Consider the following 18,084-nt stretch of genomic DNA (forward strand, 5'->3'; position numbering starts at 1 on the left):
TCAATTCGTCATTTTTGCCCCCCACTATGCCTCTTCACTCCTCCCGTCGCGAATTTCTTCAGCGCAGCACGCTCGGTTTGGGCGCGCTGGCGTTCTTGCCTTACTGTACTTCTCGCAGCAACGAAGCCGCAGATAGCAACCCCGAAGCGCCCACTGAAGGTAAAGCTGAAAGCGGTGGTACCTATACCAACCCCGTGTACGCGGGCAGTTTCCCGACCCATTTGTGCTGCGGCACGAGGGCACGTATTACGCCTTTGCCACCACCGGCCAAAGCCAGAAAAAAGACGGACGCATTTTCTCTATTCTGACTTCCAAAAATCTTTACGATTGGGAGGAAGTAGGCGGCGCGCTCACGCCCCCCACCGGTTCGGAAGGAGCCGATTTTTGGGCCCCAGAAGTGGTGTTTGTCAACGGCAAGTTCTACATGTACTACTCCAGAGGTGGCGGCGCTATCAACGCCAATGTGGGCCACCGCCTGCACGTAGCTACCAGTGATAAACCAGCCGGGCCCTATGAGGAAGTGGCACTGATGGACGTACCGGAAAGCAAGTTTACCATTGATGCTCACCCCTTTCAGGACACCGATGGCTCGTGGTACCTTTTCTACGCCCGCGACTTTATCGACTCCAACGACGGCTATTATCCGGGCACCGGCCTCGTGGTAGATCGACTCATCGACATGACCAAGCTGGCCAATGAAAGCCGCACCGTCATGCGGGCTCGCCACCCCTGGACGCTGTTTGAAGCCAATCGCCGCATGCCTATTTATGACAACAAGGTGTTTGCCCAATGGCACACGCTGGAAGGACCATTTATGCGTAAGCACGAAGGCAAATACTACTGTTTCTACAGCGGCGCCAACTTCCTGACCGACCGCTACGGCGTCGATTTTGTGGTTGCTGATTCTATTCTCGGGCCTTACTCCGATGCGGGTGCCGAGAAAGGTGCTCGCGTGCTGCACTCAGTTCCCGGCAAAGTGCGTGGGCCGGGCCACCACTCCCACGCCATGAGCCCCGATGGCAGAACCGAAGTACTCGTATATCACGCTTGGGACGAAGCCATGAAAGAGCGGCAACTATGCATCGACCCGCTCCTCTGGACACCCGAAGGCCCCCGCTGCCAGGGCCCTACCTACACGCCTCAGCCTCGCTTGACGTAGAGAGTTTCGCCCCCTAGAACGTCATGCAGCGCACCGCGAAGCATGACCGCTACTAATTAAATAATTAAGCTGAATTCTTGTTCTACGTATTGCTCTTTATGAGACTTATCAAATATCCTCTTCTCCTACTGACTTTGCTTACGCAGCTTTCGGCGCAAGCTACCGTGCGTGTGCCGAAGCTGGTGGGCGACCATATGGTGCTTCAGCGAGATAAGCCTCTGCAACTCTGGGGTTGGGCTGATGGGGGCGAAGCCGTAACAGTTTCGTTTCGAGGGAAAAGCTACCCGGCCAAAACGGGCGGACCGGGGAACAAATGGACGGTGACGCTGCCGGCTCAGCCAACGGGCGGCCCTTACGAGATGAGTATCAAAGGCTCGAATACCATCCAAATTCGCGACATTTTGCTGGGTGATGTGTGGCTGGCTTCCGGGCAGTCGAACATGGAATGGCCGCTGCAACAGAACGTAGTCAATTTTAAGCAGGAAATAGCCCAGGCAAATTTTCCTCGTATTCGCCTGCTCAATGTGCAGGATGCCACGGCGGCTACCCCACAGGCGGACTTTAAGAGTGAGGGCTGGAAAGTGTGCAGTCCCGAAACCGTGGGGGGCTTTTCGGCCGTGGCATACTTCTTCGGGCGCGATCTACACCAGCAGTACAAGGTACCCATCGGGTTGATTTCGAGTGAATGGGGCGGCACACCCGCCGAAGCCTGGACCAGCGGACAAACCTTGCGCAACTTCCCGGAATTTGCCCCCCAGGTGGCAGCTTTAGAGTCCAGCACGGGTCCGGCGCGCCAGCAGGCCGATTATCAGGCCGCCCTAGCCGCGTGGAAGAAAAGCCCTGCCAGTCAGGATCGGGGCCTGATACCTGGGCTGACTTCTTGGACTGATCCGGCTTACACACCTACCAATTGGCCCACGATGCAACTGCCCGGACTATGGGAAGACCAGCCGGAGCACCCCGAGCTGCGCGGCTTCGACGGCATTATCTGGCTACGCAAGGAAATAACGCTGCCTACCACCGCCGCTGGTCAGCCGCTTACGCTTTCGCTGGCCCAAATCGATGACCGTGACTCAACCTGGTTCAATGGTGTATTGGTGGGCAGCACCAACGGCTACACCCAACCCAGACGCTACACGGTGCCAGGTACTGCCGTGCGTGCCGGCCGCAACGTCATTGCGGTGCGCGTTGTAGATACGGGCGGAGGTGGGGGCATCTGGGGCAAGCCTGAGGAGCTTTATCTCAAAACGGCTACCCAAACTATGCCGCTAAATGGCCCCTGGCAATACCAACCTGCCTATGATCCGGCCAGCGTACCAAAAAATCCCTTCCCCGGCGGCACCCAAAACCAGCCGACTATGCTTTACAATGCCATGATTGCTCCGCTAGTACCCTACGCCCTGAAGGGTGTGATCTGGTATCAGGGCGAGAGCAACGCCGAGCGCGCGTATCAGTACCGCGCGTTGTTTCCGGCCCTTATTCAGGATTGGCGCACCCAGTTCGGACAGAAAGACCTTCCTTTCCTATATGTACAGTTGGCCAGTTTTGGTCCCCAGCAAGATCAACCCGCCGACTATGCCTGGGCTGAGTTGCGGGAAGCTCAACTGATGACGCTTGCGCAACCGAGTACTGGCATGGCCGTGGCTCTGGACCTTGGTAACCCCAATGATATTCACCCCCTCAATAAGCAAGATGTAGGGCATCGTCTAGCCCTAGAAGCGCGGCGCGTGGCCTACGGCGATAAAGCCGTAGTTTCTTCCGGCCCCGCCTATAAGTCGATGAAGGTGGAGGGTAACCGCGTTCGGCTGCAATTCGATAATATGGGCAGCGGCCTCATACTGAAAGATAGCAGCGGGCCCTACCTCAGAGGCTTTGCCATTGCCGGCGCCGACCGCAAGTTTGTGTGGGCTCAGGGCAAGCTGGAGGGTAATTCGCTCGTACTCTATAGCGATCAAGTAGCCAAGCCGGTTGCCGTGCGCTATGCTTGGGGCAACAGCCCATTTGTCAATCTTTATAATAAAGAAAACCTGCCAGCCTCGTCCTTTCGCACAGATACTTGGCCGGGTGTCACGGAAGGTAAAAAGTAAGATACTTTTTGCGTAGATTACTCAACCTTTTTGCGCCATTTTTTGCATTAAGTGTTGCGTAGCTATTTCTTTATTCTCTAAAAATCTACTTCTGTGGCCAGCAAGCGAGCGTCTATTTCGGATATGGCGAAAGAGCTGAATGTATCCGTTTCCACCATTTCGCGGGCGCTTAGCAATCATTCCAGTATTAGCGAGGCTACGAAGAAAAAAGTGTGGAAGCTGGCGCAAGAGCTTAACTATCAGCCCAACCACTTAGCGGCGGCACTACGCAAAGGCAAGAGCAATTTGCTGGGCGTAATAGTGCCCCACATCGACGGTCACTTCTTTTCCTCCGTAATGCATGGCATCGAGACAGTGGCCAGCAAAGCGGGTTTCAACGTGTTGATTTGCCAATCGAACGAGGACGTAACGCACGAGCGCAAAAACATCGAAACGCTTATTAATGCGCAGGTAGAAGGCATCTTGGTGTCGCTGGCCCGCACCACCCGCGACTTCAAGCATTTTGAAAAGGTCCGCAAACGGGAGATTCCACTCGTGTTTTTTGACCGGGTTTTGGAAGGGCAAGATGTGAATGCCGTGGTCATCGACGACCGCGAGGGCGGTTATCTGACTACCAAGCACCTCATCGCCCAAGGCTGCCGGCGCATTGCGCATTTTGCGGGTCCGCAGCACCTAAATATCTACAAAAATCGTCGCCAAGGCTACTTTGATGCCCTACGGGAACACGATTTACCCATCAATGAGGAGCTTATTTTTTACTGCGACATGACCCTAGAAGACGGCATTGTGGGCATGAAGCACCTGCTGCAGCTGCCGGAAGTGCCCGATGCCGTGTTTTCGGCCAGCGACTTCTCCATTGTAGGAGCGATGCAAGTGCTCAAAGCCCAGCGCCTGCGGGTGCCGGAGGATATAGCCTTGGTCGGCTTCAGCAACGAGTCATTCACCTCCCTCACGGAGCCCATGCTCACCTCCGTCGACCAGCGCTGCGAGCAGATGGGGCAGTCGGCGGTGCGCCTGTTTTTGGAGCTAGTGGAGGAAAAAAGCACGAAGTTTTCGCCCCGCCGCATCGTACTTCAGCCTGACCTTATTATTCGGGATTCTTCAATCAAGGACAAAGTCGGCGGAAAGTAAAGGACATCTTTTCTACCGCAAAAAAGCCCCCAGAAATATTTCTGGGGGCTTTTTTGCGGTAGAAAAGATGTCCTTTAAGCCACTTTCGTGAAGACGGCGGAAACCCAATTATTCTTGGTGAGGTGCGATTGAAATACCAATTGATGTTTATTGGCTTCTTCCTCAATCAGCGCTAAATCTTCCTGGTAAAAACCGCTGAACAGAATAGGTGAGCCAGTGGGCAGCAGGGCCGCGTAGGCGTACATGTCTTCCAACAACACGTTGCGGTTGATATTGGCCAGAATCAGGTCAAACGGCGCTTCCCCTTCCAGCACTTCCACGCCCCCAAGCGGCATTCGATGTTGGTGCAGTGGTTTTCGGCGGCATTATCGGCAGCGTTTTCCACCGTCCAGGGTTCTACATCGACGGCCAGCACTTCGCGGGCGCCGAGCTGAGCCGCCATGATGGCCAGAATGCCCGTGCCGCAACCCATATCCAGCACGCGCTTGCCGGCATGATCGACGCCTAGCTGGTTCTCAATCATCAGGGCGGTGGTTTCGTGGTGGCCGGTGCCGAAAGACATGCGCGGCATGATTACGATGTCGTACTCAATCGGCTCGGGCTTAGGGTGAAACGGCGCCCGCACTGATACTTTATCGGCAATAACAAGGGGCTGAAAATTCTTCTCCCACTCGGCGTTCCAGTTTTGGCGCGTGATGATGCGGTGACTATAGTCGAGCGTGCCGATGCCCGAGTAGCGGGCCATTACCTCAGCTACGGCATCAGGGTTGAAATCGCCCTCGCCGATGTAGGCGCAAAAGCCCTCGTCGTGGTCTTCAAAGGTATCGTAGCCCACTTCGGCCAACTCAGCTACCAGAATATCGGCCAACTCGCGCGGGGCCAGCACGCGCACTTCCACAAAATCCATAAGGGGCACAAAAGAAAAGTCAGAAACGAAAATGCCGCCCTGAGACGGGCGGCAAAGTTCGCAGGAAAAACTCAGCTATAATACATTGGCTTTAAAGCCGTCGTTGCTCGTTGCGTTAAGCGCCGATGCTACGCCATAGCTGGCGGCGCAGGTCGCCATCGTTGCGCCGAACTCGATTGATCAATAGCCAAACAGACGCCATCAGCACGACAACGATGGCCACGCGCACCCACCACCACGGCATAAACCACAATCCGACCATCAGCAGCACAGAAGCTGTGCTCATGAGCTGCGAGGTGTTGTTGCGCATCGCGCTCAGTTCCTTCACCTTCTTCACTGGCTTAGCGTGATAGAAGCTGGCCCACAACCCGACACTTAGTAACGCACCTACGCTCAGCGGCAGCAGCCACAGCAGGTGCCAGATACTGGACGGGAAAAAAATCAGCAACAGCACAGCGGATATAACACAATCGGTCAGCACGACGGGTACTACTAATCGGAAGTAGAGCTTAAGTATGCGCGGCGTCAGGCCAACTCGCTGGATTTCGTTGGCTACGATCGGCATGAGGTAGCCAAAGAGGTTATTGTTGATATAGGTGAAGGTTAGCAGAGGCAAGAACGCCACATAAAATATCCCGTTCGTCCGCATCGTGCCGTCGGCTTTTATCAGCTCCATTATGGTGCAGATGCTCATTAGCACGAGTTTGAACAGTAGGCTTACCAGCAGTGGCACCCACACTTTCAACACGTAGGCTTTGCTCTCAGGCGCTAAGCGAGCCAATAGGCGGATGGCACCATCGGGCGCGCCAGTTATCAGATGGCGACCGTTGAAAAAGCCCCCAGCCACCACAGCTGCACGCCCCACAGCACCCACGGCAACAGGGCCATTAGTACTCCTAGCATTGCGTGGTAAGGGGCATTAGGCAGAGCTAGCCACACGCCAGCCACCGCCAGACTGAGCAGATGCAACACTACCACCGGGTGGCGCCAGCGCCCCAACGACAACAGCAAGCGCAGGTTGAAGCTGGCCGCCGTGGCGCTCAGAATCAGCAACAAGCTGAACCCAATTTCCAGGCGCAACCGCTGGGCTATGGCTAGGGCTAGCAGCAGTCCGAATAGCAGGGCAACCCGGCGCAGAGAAATGAAATCGAGCAGAAACGCCGTTATCAGATTCAGCCTGTCGGATACGGGAAAATGCTCAGGCAAGGGCCGCTGTACCGCCCGAAAGGAGGGCATAAAATCTACCAATAAGGTAGAGACAAACAGAACGCTATTCAGCCCCAGCAGAAATCCTTGTAAGGTGGCGGGCTTCATCTCGCTGTTGCAAATTGCCCCCAAAAAGCCCCCATACAATAAACCTGCCCCCAGCAGGAGCATACTTACGGCCCGCTCCTCGCCCGCGGCGGGCCAGACTACCGCCCGCAGACGACGCCTTATTAGGTAGGGTAGAAAATGGCCTAGCGTTGGTTGGTCAGCCATGTCAGATCCTGGGTGGAGGCGGTAGTGGGTTGGAGCAGCTGGAGCAGCGCGTCGTTGAGGTAGGCTTGCTGCCCTTGTAGAAAGTCCGCCATCGTGCCCCAATATTTCACTTCGCTCTCGTCCAGAATAAGCAAATGCGTGGCGACCTTCTCGATGTGCGTCAGGTTGTGCGACGATACAAACGTGATGGCCTGCGGCCGGTAGCTGTTCAGCAAGTCGAGCATGCGCTCGACGGAAAACACATCGAGGCCATTGAAGGGCTCGTCGAGAATAAGCAGCTCGGGACGATGTAGCAGGCAAGAGGCCACGGCGACCTTCTGCTTCATGCCCGTCGAAAAGGAACTGAGTCGCTTGGTGCGCACGGTGTCGTAGTCTTCCAGCAAGTGCGCTAGCAGGCTTTCGATGCGCGTCATGGCGTCGGGCAACTCGTAAATGCGCGCCACGAATTGCAGGTACTCGATGGGCGTAAGCTCCTCCACTAAGTATCCTTGGTTGATGAGCGCACCCATGCGCCGCTTCACTGACATCGGGAAGGTTTCGCCCAGCGCCACGCCATCCAGCAACAGCTCGCCGCTACTAGGCAACAGCCCATTGGTGAGCAGGTTGAACAGCGTGCTTTTGCCCGCTCCGTTGCGCCCTAGCACACCGACACAGCAGCCCGTTTGCGCGGCGAAGGAAATATCGTGCAGGACCTTTTTCGGCCCAAATGATTTGGTAATACGGCGTAATTCTAGCTCCATTTATCAAGAAGTATATTCGTAGGTAATCACGGCCTACTCAGGGAAGAATATTGCAGACAAGGTACCATAAAGTGCGTGGCCGACCCCTACCCTAGCGCACAAAAAATGGCGCCCACCCAACATAAATTGGGTGGGCGCCAGGCTTACTACGATGGTGCGGTAGTGGGTGCTTACTGCTTGCGGCAGCCGGCGTACGAGCGCACATCGGTATAATGAATGCTGAAGTCAGCTAGGTTGCGGTTGTCGGTTACGAAGAGCGCGTAATCGGCAAAGTCGCGGGCCATAGTGAAGTACCAGAAGCCAGCTTTATCGGCGAAGAGCTTATTCGATTCCTTGAATATCAACACATCGGCAAAGGCTTCTTCGGGCTCCAGATACACCGTGGCAAAGCAGTAGCTGCGGCGCCGCGGGTCGGTTTCGAGGTAGATGCTGCCGTAGATGCGGCACGGCTCGATGGACAGAGCCGAACTGGGGGGCAACATGGGCGTCGGAGCCGGCTGGGGGGCAAAATTGCTTCCCCAGCCCAAGGTTAGCCAACCCACGAGCAGCAGAGTAAACGTCATGATTTCTTAGTAAGGATACACCTGCTTGCCAGACAAACTTGTCGCCACGTTTGGTTCGCTGAACTCAGCGGTTAGCACCTAAAAGGACTTGATAATTTCGGTGAAGTCGCGCGACTTGAGCGATGCGCCCCCAATGAGGCCGCCGTCGACATCGGGCTGGGCGAATAGCTCGCGGGCATTTTGGGCGTTGGCCGAGCCACCGTAGAGAATAGTAGTATCGAGGGCCGCTTTGGCGTCGTAGGCGCGGGCAATCTGCTCGCGGATAAAGGCGTGCACTTCCTGGGCCTGCTGGCTAGTGGCAGTTTTGCCCGTACCGATGGCCCAAATGGGTTCGTAGGCAATTACGACCTGCTCAAACTCCTCATTGGACAAGTGAAAAAGGCCATTCTGGAGCTGCTTGCCAATAAAGTCGTTGGTCTCGTTCATTTCGCGCGTATCCAGGCTTTCGCCCACGCAGAAGATGGGCTTGAGGCCGGCGGCCAGCGCGGCTTTCAGCTTCTGGCTCAGCAGTTCATCATCTTCCCGGAAATACTGTCGCCGCTCGGAGTGACCCAGAATCACGTATTCGCAGCCTACGGAAGCCAGCATTTTGGCCGACACTTCGCCGGTATACGCACCGCTTTCCTTCTGGTGGCAGTTTTGGGCGCCGAGGTGAAAATTGCTGGCCGGCGGCAATTGACGGCCAATGGCCGACAGAAAAGGCGCTGGGGGGCAAATCACGATTTCGACGTCGGCGGTAGTCTCATCGGCTACCATGTTCGTGATTTCTGATACCAGAGCCAGACCGTCTTGGTAGGTCATGTTCATTTTCCAGTTGCCGGCAACGAGGTTTTGACGCATAAGCGGGAGAGAGTTGATGGAGAATATGGGTGGAGCCTGCAAGTTAGGCGGAGTATCGGCATTGGCTACCGATGTTGGCGGCTAAGCTCGGCTTCGGGACAGAAAAAAGCCCCCCACCCCCACTAGCACTGCCCCGATAAGCGCCGCCCAACCCAGCTCAGGGTAGTCGGTGCGTTGCGCCACCCAAATGGCCACCAAAGCCCATGCTAACACCAGCGGATACACCATTTCCTGAAAAGCCCGGCTTATAATAAGCCCTAGCGCCACGACAATAGCCAGCAGCCCAAACGCCAGCAGCACAGATACATTCAGCGCCGACTGTACGCCCATATCGCGCAAACCCAGCGTGATATTGATCACCGAAGCCACCGAAATCCAGCCCAGGTACAAGGCAAAAGGCACACTTACCCAGGCCGATGCCTCGCCAGCCAACACCTGCCGCCGTGCCCGGCCATACACGATGATTAGCGCAAGCAGAATCACAAGCATGGTAAGCACACTAAGTTCAATCAGTTCGTAGGCAAACAGCGCCACCCAGGCCGCCGTAGCCACGCTAGCCATAGTGAGCGGCACGGCTATGGTATCGGGCAGGGCGTTGTGGCGCTGAGCAGGTAGCAGCTGCCACACCGCGTAAATGGTTAGGGCCAGAAAAATTGCCCCCCAAATGCTGAATGCGTAGCCCGCAGGCGTAATCAGGGTAGGATACTGAGCCGAGACCGCGCCCATGGTTTGCCCATTGAAGGGATAGGCTTGGCTGTAATAGTTCAGGCCGATATTACCCAGAATACTCAGAGCCGCCAGCCAGCGCCAAACGCGTGCAGCCGTAACGGGCACTCCCGAATCGAAAGTAGCAGTAGTTGTCATGAATAGCAGTTGAGGTTGTGTGGTTGTGTAATCTTACGAATGCACTACTGTATCTGTTGGGTACGCAGATGATGGCAGTATGCTAATTACAGAAACATCGGACTTTTTGCCTAAGCACTAGTATTGGGCAGATGATATATAACAGCAAGATGAATTGATGTTCTAGCAGCTTTCTTTTGGTTGCTTACAACGGCTAACAGCCTGAAAGAGTAGAATAGGCTGATTATAGACTTGCAGCGCAGAGCTTTGCGGATAATGTATATCGGCTGACTGCCGAAACTTTAGTAGCTTGACTTAACCTGACCTGATTTTACATCTCATCAAATGAGCCCTTTGAAAACCAAACGATTCTTACTTGCCTACCTGACCCTGGCAGCGCTGGCTTTCGGCCAGCCCCAGCAAGCGGCGGCTAGCACGGCCGAGGAGTGGCAGAACCTTTTCGATGGCAAGACCCTAAAGGGCTGGAAGCGCCTGGCGGGCACGGCCGACTACAAAGTGGAAAACGGTGCTATTGTGGGCACGACCGTGATGAACTCGGGCAACACGTTTTTGGTCACGGAGAAAGAGTACGGCGACTTTCAGCTGGAGCTTGATCTGATGATTGAAAGCACGGTGAGCAATTCCGGCGTGCAAACTCGCAGCCACTTCAACACGCCGGGCTTCGAGAATAAAGTCTATGGTCGACAAGTGGAGGTCGATCCGTCGGCGCGGAGCTGGTCGGGGGCATTTACGACGAGGCGCGCCGGCAATGGCTTTATCCGCTGGATTTGCACCCCCAGGCCAAGCCGCTTTTCAAGGTGGGCCAGTACAACCACATCAAAGTGGAGTGCATCGGCAACGAGATGAAAACCTGGATCAACGATAAGCCCGTGGCTTACGTGGTGGACCCCGTTGATCCAAAAGGCTTCATTGGGCTGCAAGTGCACGGCATTACTACCAAAGAGCAGGAAGGCAAAAAGGTCTACTTCAAAAACATCAAAATCAAGACGACTAACCTGAAGCCCAGCGCTTTCCCCGCCGACATTTACGTTGTCAACTTCGTACCTAACTACCTGACGGATTACGAAAAGCAGCACGGCTGGAAGCTACTCTTTGATGGCAAAAACCCGTCGAGCTGGCGCAGCGCCAAGGCTGCGACGTTCCCGGCCCAAGGCTGGAAAACCACCGATGGCACCCTCACCGTGCTATCTTCTGAAGGCAAAGAGGCAGCAAACGGCGGCGACATCGTTACCAAAGAGCAGTACAAAGCCTTCGACTTATCCTTTGAGTTTAAACTGTCGCCGGGAGCCAATAGCGGCGTGAAATACTTCGTGACCCTCGACGAAAAGACCCAAGGTTCTGCTATCGGCTTAGAGTACCAAGTGCTCGACGATGCGCTGCACCCCGACGCCAAGCTTGGCCGCGACGGCAACCGCACCCTAGCCTCACTCTATGACCTGAAGAAAGCCGACAAGAACCCCCGCTTTATTCACCCCATCGGGGAGTGGAATGTGGGCCGCATAATCGTGTATCCGGATAACCGGGTGGAGCATTATCTGAATGGGGCGAAAGTGCTGGAATACGTGCGCGGTTCCCAGGAATTCCGGGATTTAGTGGCTCAGAGCAAGTACAAGGTGTGGCCAAATTTCGGTGAGGCGGCGGCTGGTCACATTCTCTTGCAGGACCACGGCAATCTGGTTTCCTTCCGCAGTATCAAGATCAAAGAGCTGAAGTAGTTGCCTCTGCTCCCACCCTAACCAAGAAGATTCCCATGTCTACCGAACGTCGTCAGTTTATCAAGCAAACGGCCTTAGCCAGCGCTGGGGTGCTTTTTTCGCAGGTTAGCTGGTCGGCCAGCAGCTATAAGCGCATCATTGGGGCGAATGACCGGGTGCGCGTGGGCGTGGTGGGTTTTTCCGACCGACATAAGCAGTCGCACATGCCCTGCTTTATGAACCATTACAAGGAGCTAAACTTCGATGTGGTGGCCGTGTCGGACATTTGGAAGCAGCGGCGGGAAGAAGGCGCGGCCGCCTGGAAAGAAAAGCTGGGCCACGACGTAGCAGCCTACCGCAACAACGAGGAGATGTACAGCAAGAAGGCCGTGGACGCCGTGTTTATCGGCACCGCCGATTTTCAGCACGCGCTGCACGCCATTGAGGCCGTAAAAGCCGGCTGCGATGCCTACGTGGAAAAGCCCTTCGCCGAAACCATGGCCGACAACCGGGCCGCGCTGAAAGCCATCAAAGCCTCCGACCGCATTATCCAGATTGGCTCCCAGCGCCGTAGCGGCAGCAATTACCACGCGGCCGAAGCCTTTATTAAGTCGGGCAAGTTTGGGCCGATTACAATGGTGGAGCTTACCTGGAACGTGAACCAGCCCGGCCGCTGGCGCCGCCCGGCGTTGGTAGCTCAGCTCAAGGAATCTGACGTGGATTGGAAGCGGTTTCTGATGAACCGACCCGCTGAGGCTTTCGACCCACGCAAATACTTGGAATACCGTCTGTTCTGGCCTTATTCCTCGGGCTTGCCCGGCCAATGGATGAGCCACCAGATTGATACTGTGCATTGGTTTACCGGCCTGCCCCACCCGCGCAGCGTGGTAGCCAACGGCGGCATTTATATGTGGAAAGACGGTCGCCGCAACTGGGATACCATGACGGCTGTGTTCGACTATGGCCCGCTCAATGACCCGTCTACCGGCTTCCAGGTAACATTTGGCTCCCGTATGCACAACGGCGATGAGCGCCCCGCCGAGATTTATTATTCCAATGGCGGCGAGCTCAACCTGATTACCAACCAAGTGTCGCCCCGCGGCGGCCTGACCAAGAAGTTTGCTGAAGCCATGCAGCTCCAGGCCAATCTGCTGCCGGAAATGAGCTTAGCCGCGGCCGAAGCGGTGGTAGCATCGGCCAACACTGGGGGCGATACGCTGACCTCCAACCACGTCCGCAACTGGATGGAGAGCGTACGCAGCCGCAAAGCGCCGCACGCGCCCGTGGAGGCCGGTTACAGCCACTCCATTGCCAACATCATGACCACGGCCGCCGCGCACACGGGTATGAAGGCCACGTTTGATGAGAAAACCCAGGAAGTGATGGTGGGGGGCAAAGTGTTCACGCTATAGCACTACCTGATGAAAAACGTCTTTTTTCTGGCTTTCCTACTTGCCCTATTTGCCCCCCAGCGGGTCGTGGCCCAAGCAAATAAAACCGATGGTCCGCATTTCAATCACGCAGCGCTCTGCGTGCGCGACTTACAGAAAAGCGTGACTTTTTACCGCGACGCTCTCCAGCTGAAAGAAATTGCGAACCCCTTCAATGACGGCGCGCACGCTTGGTTTAGCATTGGGCCGGCGCTTCAGCTCCACATTATTCAGCGGGGCTGCGCGCCCGTCACAGCTAAGGATACGCATCTGTGCTTTAGTGTGAGTTCGCTCAGCAACTTTATCGCGCAGCTAGAAAAGCAAAAAGTGGCGTACACCAACCTAAAGGGCGACGGTAAAACACCGACTACCAGAATAGATGGCGTAAAGCAAATTTACCTGCAGGACCCCGACGGCTATTGGATCGAAATCAACGACGCCAAATAAGCTAAATTCTGTCGTCTGGGGGGCAAATTACTTGCCTAGCAAGCTGTCGATTTGCGCTGAAATAGCTCCGACTTCAAGATGATACTTTGGCTGGGCAGAATGGCTTTTTTCTTCTCAATGGCGCGCAGCAGAATCTTGGCGGCTTCCTTGCCGATTTCGTAGGCCGGCTGAGTAATCGTGGTCAGGGCTGGGTCGAGCAGGGAGGCTACGCCCAGGTTGGAGAAACCGATGATTTTAACGTCTTCCGGAATAGAGCGGCCCAGGTTTTTGCACGCCTGGTAGCTGCTGATAGCCAGGCGCTCGACGGAGGCAAAAACGCCATCTACCTCGGGGCGGCTGCGTAGCAGGTCCATTATCAGTTCGGTGTTGCGCTCGTCGCTGGCCTCGCCGTCCAGAATCAGGCTCTCGTCGAAGGGAATCGAGTGGTCGGCCAGCGCCGCCTGATAGCCTTGCATGCGCATGCGCCCAATGGACAAGTTGCCCGACACTGACATGTGGGCCACGTGGCGGCAGCCCGCTTCAATCAGGTGTTTGGTAGCTATATAGCCACTTTCGTAGTCGTTGGTGGTGACTTTGGCGGTGGCTACGGCGTCGCACACCCGGTCGAAAAACACAATGGCGGGCTTGCTGGCGTACAAGTGCTGCAAGTGGGCAAACTCCTGCGTTTCACTCGCCACCGACATTAGAATACCATCGACGCGGCCGCCGGTCAGGTACTGCGTAATAGCGACTTCCCGCTCGTGATTTTCGTGGGTGAGATAGATAAGCACGTGGTAACCACTCTGGCGCGCGATTTCCTCTATTCCATTGATAGCCAGCGAGAAGAAATGATTGGCAACCTCCGGAATAACGACTCCAATGGTCTTGCTGACGTTGCGGCGCAGGCTGCTGGCGTAGGCATTGGGTTGGTAGTTCAGCTCAGCGGCCAGCGCCTTTACCCGTTCTTTCGTTTGGGGCGATACCTCGTAGCTGTCCTGAAGCGCTCTGGAAACCGTGGCAATTGATAGGTTCAGTTCCTGCGCCAGCCGTTTCAAATTTACTTGACTCATCAAACGCTTGAATGAAGCTGAAAATGGGTGAATATGGAGGTGAATGGAAAGGGTAATGGCTCAGCTGAGTAAAGCTAACGCATTTTAAGCAATGGCAAATTATAGCGTAACGCGTAAAACAGGCACTGCCAGCACCCACGAATAGCATTATCACAACTCACTAATTCCTGGTGACTACGCCCTATTTCCATATGCGCCTGGCTATGTTCTCACCCAGGGAAATGTAAACGTTTACGTAGATAAACAGGGCCTTTATCTATGATTTGACTGCTAAATCTACTGTACTTAGCAGGGCGGAGCAGTTAAAGAAAATGTTGAATTCCTCCCAATTCAGCAGCTTATGTGCTGTCCATCACCATCTCTTATTCCACTGAATAAGAAAGCCCCCCAGCATCGATAATTGAAATATTTACTGTTCGATTAGCGGCTGTGCCCGTGAATTGCTGCCGATTGCTCGTGGCAGCAAGCCTGTCTCCTCGTCTTTGCTCAACAACAATTCCCACACCTCTATGACTCGTACTTTACATTTTCAACCGTTGCGTTGGGTTACAAGGCCGCTAATCCTGCTGCCCGTACTCAGCCTCGGTTTTAGCAACGGGCTACAGGCCGCTCCGACGGCACCTACCCCTGGCGTTACTTCCGGTTTGCTGGCCGACGTGATCATCACGGGTAGGGTAATTGATGAGCGAGGCGAAGGCTTGCCCGGCGTGAACGTGGTAGTAAAAGGCACCACCAACGGTGCCCAAACGGACCCCGACGGCCGCTATAAAATCACGGCTCCGAGTGATGCCACGCTGGTGTTTTCCTTTATCGGTTACCTGGCGCAGGAAGTAGCTATAAATGGGCGCGAGACGGTAAACGTAGCCTTAGCACCCGACAACAAGACGCTGAGTGAAGTGGTGGTAGTGGGTTACGGCGTACAGGAGAAAAAGCTATTGACCACTTCCATTGCTTCCGTCTCGGCCAAGGAAGTGGAACTGCTGCCGGTGGCCTCGCCCAATGAGGCGCTGGTGGGTTTGGTGGCCGGCGCCCAGGTAACCGAGCCATCCGGGGAGCCGGGTGCCGGCGCGGTTATCCGCATCCGTGGGCTAGGTTCGATTTCGGCTGGCAACTCGCCTCTGTATGTTGTGGATGGTTACCCGCTCAACAGCGCCGACAGCTACAACCAGATTCCACCCGGTGACATTCAGTCGATTCAGATTCTGAAGGACGCGGCGGCCTGCGCCATCTACGGCTCGCGTGGCGGCAACGGCATCGTGATTGTGACTACCAAGCGCGGCCGCAACGACGGCAAAACCCGCTTCAACTTCACTGCTAACACCGGCATTATTCAGGTAGCTAAAAAGGTGGACCTGATGGACCGTGACCAATACCTGGATTACCTCCGCGAATCGTTTACGAATGGCAACCGCGCCATTCCGGCCCAGCTACAACCAGGCGCCCCAGATCTGCCCGACACCGACTGGCAGGACGAGGTGTTCAGCACCGGCATGCAGCAGCAGTACCAGCTTGCGGCCTCGGGGGGCACCAACGTTTCGCGCTTTTACATCTCGGGGGCTATTTTAAGCAAAAAGGCGTGGTAGATAACACCGGCTTCGAGCGGTTTTCTCTGCGGGCCAATTACGACGCACAACTCGGCAAGAAGCTGAAACTGGGCTTGAGTTTGGCCCCCAACTACTCGCGCACCGACGTAAAGCCGATTTCGGGGAGCTACAACGGCGGCAACATCCAGGGCGGCGGCCCCGGCGGCGAAACAGCCATCATAACGTCGGCGCTGATTCTGCCGCCCGTGGTGCCCGTGCGCTTGGCCAACGGCGACTATGGCGCCATCCGCAACTCAGGCTCGGGCCTGACTACGCCGGGTGACCTGCTAAATCCTGTGTCTACGGTTGATTTATATAAGGACCGCGCCAGCGCCATACGCGCGCTGGGCTCTACTTACCTAGAATTCGAGCCTATCACGGGGCTGACGCTCCGCACCAATTTTGGGGCAGAGTTGCTCAACACCCGCCGCGCGATCTACGTGCCGGCGTCGTTGCCGACTAATAGCAACCAGGGCGCTAACATCTCCAACCCGGTGCTCAACAACATCGACGCGCGGCAGGCCAACGGTACCAACCTGAACTGGGTATGGGAGAATACGGCCACCTACAACCGCACGCTCGGCATCAACCATAACCTCACGCTGCTAGCTGGTTACTCGGCCCAGCGCAACACCAACGAAGGCAGCACGGTGCTGGGCCAAACGGGCACCTACACCAATACCAACATTGAGTACGCTACCGCCGCCGGCCAGCTGTTTGGGCAAGCCAACTATTCAGCAAACGCCCTGACCTCGGTATTCGGTCGCCTCGACTACGCCTTCAAGGAGCGCTACATTCTAACAGCTGCGCTGCGTACCGACGGCTCCTCACGCTTCGGCCCAGAAAACCGCTACGCTACCTTCCCTTCCGTGGCTTTGGCGTGGCGCTTGGGTGAGGAAAACTTCATCAAGGGCATTCCTACTATTTCAGAGCTGAAGCTGCGCGCCTCCTACGGCGTAACCGGCAACAACAACATCGGCGACTACAACTACCAGAGCTATCAGACAGCCGCCAACTACGTATTCGGCGCTGGCACAGGCACCCGCTTCTATGGTTTCTCGCCCAACGGGGTGGCTATTCGCGACTTAAGCTGGGAAACCAATACGCAGTTCGATGCCGGTTTTGACCTGGGCTTGTTCCGCGACCGGATCTACCTGACGGTGGCCGCATACCAGCGCAATACCACCGATTTGCTGCTCAACCGCAACATTCCGGCCTTGCTAGGTTACTCGGCACGGGCACTAGCCAACGTGGGGGAAGTACGCAACCGCGGCCTAGAGTTTCAGCTGAACACAGCCAACATTGTGCAAGGCGACTTCACGTGGAGCACCGCCGCTAACCTCTCGATGAACCGCAACGAGGTCATTGCCCTCGCTGGCGCCAATGAGCAAATCACCTTCGATGCCGTGTTCGGTTACACCGGCTCCATTCGGGTAGTGCCGGGCCAGCCGCTGGGTGTATTCTATGGCTACGAGCAGGAAGGACTCTACCGCGACCAAAGCGACATCGACAGCAGCCCCAAATGGACAGCTAGTAATACCGCCGTGCTACCGGGTGACTTCAAATTCAAGGACCGCAACGGCGATGGCGTTATCAACACCCAAGATATTGGCCCCATCGGCAACCCGTTCCCCAATTTCACCTACGGTCTGCAAAACACTTTCGGATATAAAGCCCTATCACTGGCCGTTACGCTGCAAGGCTCACAGGGCAACGAGGTTCTCTACGGGGGCGACCGGTACACCTTCAACTCGCCGGGCCAAACCAACGGCCGTGTGGAGCTAGTGGACCGCTGGCGCAGTCCCGAAAACCCAGGCGATGGCAAGACGCCCCGCGCCACTTCCGCTAGTTCGCTGCGCACGGTGTTCAATTCCTATTTCATCCACGACGCTTCATTCCTACGCATTCGCAACGTGACGTTGCGCTACAACCTGCCCGAGCAATGGGCCAAGAAAGCCAGCTTGCAAAACGCGAGCATTTACACCTCGGTGCAGAACCTGTACACCTTCACCAAATACGTGGGCTATAACCCGAAGCCAACAACTACGGCAATACCAGCAACCCCACATACGGCGTCGATCAGGGCTCTTACCCAATGAACCGCACCCTCA

18 protein-coding genes and 1 pseudogene are annotated in these 18,084 nt (G+C 55.8%); 10 read left to right on the top strand and 9 right to left on the bottom strand.

Annotation, left to right across the window (positions count from 1 at the left end; translation table 11 throughout):
• Window positions 1-26: 26 nt before the first annotated feature.
• The 4 genes from EPD59_RS24230 to EPD59_RS19020 all read left to right on the top strand — a co-directional run bounded on the left by EPD59_RS24230 (window position 27) and on the right by EPD59_RS19020 (window position 4,377).
• The gene (locus EPD59_RS24230) at window positions 27-308 is read left to right on the top strand and encodes a twin-arginine translocation signal domain-containing protein (RefSeq protein ID WP_133274154.1); all 282 of its coding nucleotides are present in this window, start codon (window positions 27-29) and stop codon (window positions 306-308) included.
• Window positions 224-1,159, top strand: coding sequence for a glycoside hydrolase family 43 protein (locus tag EPD59_RS19010; protein ID WP_133274155.1), 936 nt, complete (start codon window positions 224-226; stop codon window positions 1,157-1,159). The genes EPD59_RS24230 and EPD59_RS19010 overlap by 85 nt, the downstream gene beginning before the upstream one ends.
• 134 nt (window positions 1,160-1,293) lie before the next feature.
• The gene (locus EPD59_RS19015) at window positions 1,294-3,246 is read left to right on the top strand and encodes a sialate O-acetylesterase (protein ID WP_240731503.1); all 1,953 of its coding nucleotides are present in this window, start codon (window positions 1,294-1,296) and stop codon (window positions 3,244-3,246) included.
• Between the two features lie 93 nt (window positions 3,247-3,339).
• Window positions 3,340-4,377 carry a LacI family DNA-binding transcriptional regulator gene (locus EPD59_RS19020; protein WP_133274157.1) on the top strand — a complete coding sequence of 346 codons (1,038 nt, stop codon included), beginning with the start codon at window positions 3,340-3,342 and terminating at the stop codon, window positions 4,375-4,377.
• 74 nt (window positions 4,378-4,451) lie between these two features.
• On the opposite strand, the gene EPD59_RS23335 is transcribed toward EPD59_RS19020, so the two are convergent.
• From EPD59_RS23335 to EPD59_RS19055, 8 genes are all read right to left on the bottom strand, one after another.
• The gene (locus tag EPD59_RS23335) at window positions 4,452-4,712 is read right to left on the bottom strand and encodes a 50S ribosomal protein L11 methyltransferase (RefSeq protein ID WP_262712912.1); all 261 of its coding nucleotides are present in this window, start codon (window positions 4,710-4,712) and stop codon (window positions 4,452-4,454) included.
• Window positions 4,661-5,284 (bottom strand): 50S ribosomal protein L11 methyltransferase, encoded by a 624-nt coding sequence (gene prmA, locus EPD59_RS19025; protein ID WP_262712948.1) that lies wholly within the window; start codon window positions 5,282-5,284, stop codon window positions 4,661-4,663. Before prmA ends, EPD59_RS23335 begins: the two co-directional genes overlap by 52 nt.
• A 115-nt stretch (window positions 5,285-5,399) precedes the next feature.
• Complete coding sequence (locus tag EPD59_RS19030) at window positions 5,400-6,149, bottom strand: hypothetical protein (protein ID WP_133274158.1); 750 nt, start codon at window positions 6,147-6,149, stop codon at window positions 5,400-5,402.
• Window positions 6,098-6,763 carry a hypothetical protein gene (locus tag EPD59_RS19035; protein WP_133274159.1) on the bottom strand — a complete coding sequence of 222 codons (666 nt, stop codon included), beginning with the start codon at window positions 6,761-6,763 and terminating at the stop codon, window positions 6,098-6,100. Before EPD59_RS19035 ends, EPD59_RS19030 begins: the two co-directional genes overlap by 52 nt.
• Window positions 6,742-7,503 (bottom strand): ABC transporter ATP-binding protein, encoded by a 762-nt coding sequence (locus EPD59_RS19040; RefSeq protein WP_133274160.1) that lies wholly within the window; start codon window positions 7,501-7,503, stop codon window positions 6,742-6,744. Before EPD59_RS19040 ends, EPD59_RS19035 begins: the two co-directional genes overlap by 22 nt.
• Before the next feature lie 170 nt (window positions 7,504-7,673).
• Window positions 7,674-8,066 (bottom strand): DUF6150 family protein, encoded by a 393-nt coding sequence (locus tag EPD59_RS19045; protein ID WP_240731504.1) that lies wholly within the window; start codon window positions 8,064-8,066, stop codon window positions 7,674-7,676.
• Window positions 8,067-8,144: 78 nt separating this feature from the next.
• Window positions 8,145-8,906: a triose-phosphate isomerase gene (tpiA, locus tag EPD59_RS19050; protein WP_133274161.1), complete on the bottom strand. Its 762-nt coding sequence runs from the start codon at window positions 8,904-8,906 to the stop codon at window positions 8,145-8,147.
• Window positions 8,907-8,987: 81 nt separating this feature from the next.
• Complete coding sequence (locus EPD59_RS19055; RefSeq protein WP_133274162.1) at window positions 8,988-9,770, bottom strand: hypothetical protein; 783 nt, start codon at window positions 9,768-9,770, stop codon at window positions 8,988-8,990.
• 324 nt (window positions 9,771-10,094) lie between these two features.
• On the opposite strand from EPD59_RS19055, the pseudogene EPD59_RS23885 reads away from it, so the two are divergent.
• From EPD59_RS23885 to EPD59_RS19070, 4 genes and pseudogenes are all read left to right on the top strand, one after another.
• Window positions 10,095-10,696 (top strand): annotated as a pseudogene (locus EPD59_RS23885) (3-keto-disaccharide hydrolase); the annotation flags it as partial.
• Complete coding sequence (locus EPD59_RS23890) at window positions 10,691-11,485, top strand: 3-keto-disaccharide hydrolase (RefSeq protein ID WP_317128541.1); 795 nt, start codon at window positions 10,691-10,693, stop codon at window positions 11,483-11,485. The pseudogene EPD59_RS23885 and the gene EPD59_RS23890, both read left to right, overlap by 6 nt.
• A gap of 35 nt (window positions 11,486-11,520) precedes the next feature.
• Entirely contained in the window at window positions 11,521-12,876 is a 1,356-nt protein-coding gene (locus EPD59_RS19065; protein WP_133274163.1) for a Gfo/Idh/MocA family protein, read from the top strand.
• Between the two features lie 9 nt (window positions 12,877-12,885).
• On the top strand, window positions 12,886-13,341 hold the full coding sequence (locus EPD59_RS19070; protein ID WP_133274164.1) for a VOC family protein: 456 nt from the start codon (window positions 12,886-12,888) through the stop codon (window positions 13,339-13,341).
• Between the two features lie 35 nt (window positions 13,342-13,376).
• Here the strand turns inward: EPD59_RS19070 and EPD59_RS19075 are convergent, their stop codons facing one another.
• Window positions 13,377-14,390 (bottom strand): LacI family DNA-binding transcriptional regulator, encoded by a 1,014-nt coding sequence (locus EPD59_RS19075; RefSeq protein ID WP_133274165.1) that lies wholly within the window; start codon window positions 14,388-14,390, stop codon window positions 13,377-13,379.
• A gap of 509 nt (window positions 14,391-14,899) precedes the next feature.
• On the opposite strand from EPD59_RS19075, the gene EPD59_RS19080 reads away from it, so the two are divergent.
• Together EPD59_RS19080 and EPD59_RS19085 are read left to right on the top strand one after the other, a co-directional pair.
• Entirely contained in the window at window positions 14,900-15,973 is a 1,074-nt protein-coding gene (locus EPD59_RS19080) for a carboxypeptidase-like regulatory domain-containing protein (RefSeq protein WP_133274166.1), read from the top strand.
• Window positions 15,967-18,072 (top strand): SusC/RagA family TonB-linked outer membrane protein, encoded by a 2,106-nt coding sequence (locus tag EPD59_RS19085; protein ID WP_165963665.1) that lies wholly within the window; start codon window positions 15,967-15,969, stop codon window positions 18,070-18,072. Before EPD59_RS19080 ends, EPD59_RS19085 begins: the two co-directional genes overlap by 7 nt.
• Window positions 18,073-18,084 lie beyond the last annotated feature (12 nt).

The organism is Hymenobacter radiodurans (assembly GCF_004355185.1).
Taxonomy (GTDB): Bacteria; Bacteroidota; Bacteroidia; order Cytophagales; family Hymenobacteraceae; genus Hymenobacter; species Hymenobacter radiodurans.

What these genes read in the sequence shown, in the direction of transcription:
- EPD59_RS24230 (WP_133274154.1), top strand. Translation starts at nt 27, where the DNA reads ATGCCTCTTCACTCCTCCCGTCGCGAATTTCTTCAGCGCAGCACGCTC.
- EPD59_RS23335 (WP_262712912.1), bottom strand. Translation starts at nt 4,712, where the DNA reads ATGCCGCTTGGGGGCGTGGAAGTGCTGGAAGGGGAAGCGCCGTTTGAC.
- prmA (WP_262712948.1), bottom strand. Translation starts at nt 5,284, where the DNA reads ATGGATTTTGTGGAAGTGCGCGTGCTGGCCCCGCGCGAGTTGGCCGAT.
- EPD59_RS19035 (WP_133274159.1), bottom strand. Translation starts at nt 6,763, where the DNA reads ATGGCTGACCAACCAACGCTAGGCCATTTTCTACCCTACCTAATAAGG.
- EPD59_RS19040 (WP_133274160.1), bottom strand. Translation starts at nt 7,503, where the DNA reads ATGGAGCTAGAATTACGCCGTATTACCAAATCATTTGGGCCGAAAAAG.
- EPD59_RS19045 (WP_240731504.1), bottom strand. Translation starts at nt 8,066, where the DNA reads ATGACGTTTACTCTGCTGCTCGTGGGTTGGCTAACCTTGGGCTGGGGA.
- tpiA (WP_133274161.1), bottom strand. Translation starts at nt 8,906, where the DNA reads ATGCGTCAAAACCTCGTTGCCGGCAACTGGAAAATGAACATGACCTAC.
- EPD59_RS19055 (WP_133274162.1), bottom strand. Translation starts at nt 9,770, where the DNA reads ATGACAACTACTGCTACTTTCGATTCGGGAGTGCCCGTTACGGCTGCA.
- EPD59_RS19065 (WP_133274163.1), top strand. Translation starts at nt 11,521, where the DNA reads ATGTCTACCGAACGTCGTCAGTTTATCAAGCAAACGGCCTTAGCCAGC.
- EPD59_RS19070 (WP_133274164.1), top strand. Translation starts at nt 12,886, where the DNA reads ATGAAAAACGTCTTTTTTCTGGCTTTCCTACTTGCCCTATTTGCCCCC.
- EPD59_RS19075 (WP_133274165.1), bottom strand. Translation starts at nt 14,390, where the DNA reads ATGAGTCAAGTAAATTTGAAACGGCTGGCGCAGGAACTGAACCTATCA.
- EPD59_RS19080 (WP_133274166.1), top strand. Translation starts at nt 14,900, where the DNA reads ATGACTCGTACTTTACATTTTCAACCGTTGCGTTGGGTTACAAGGCCG.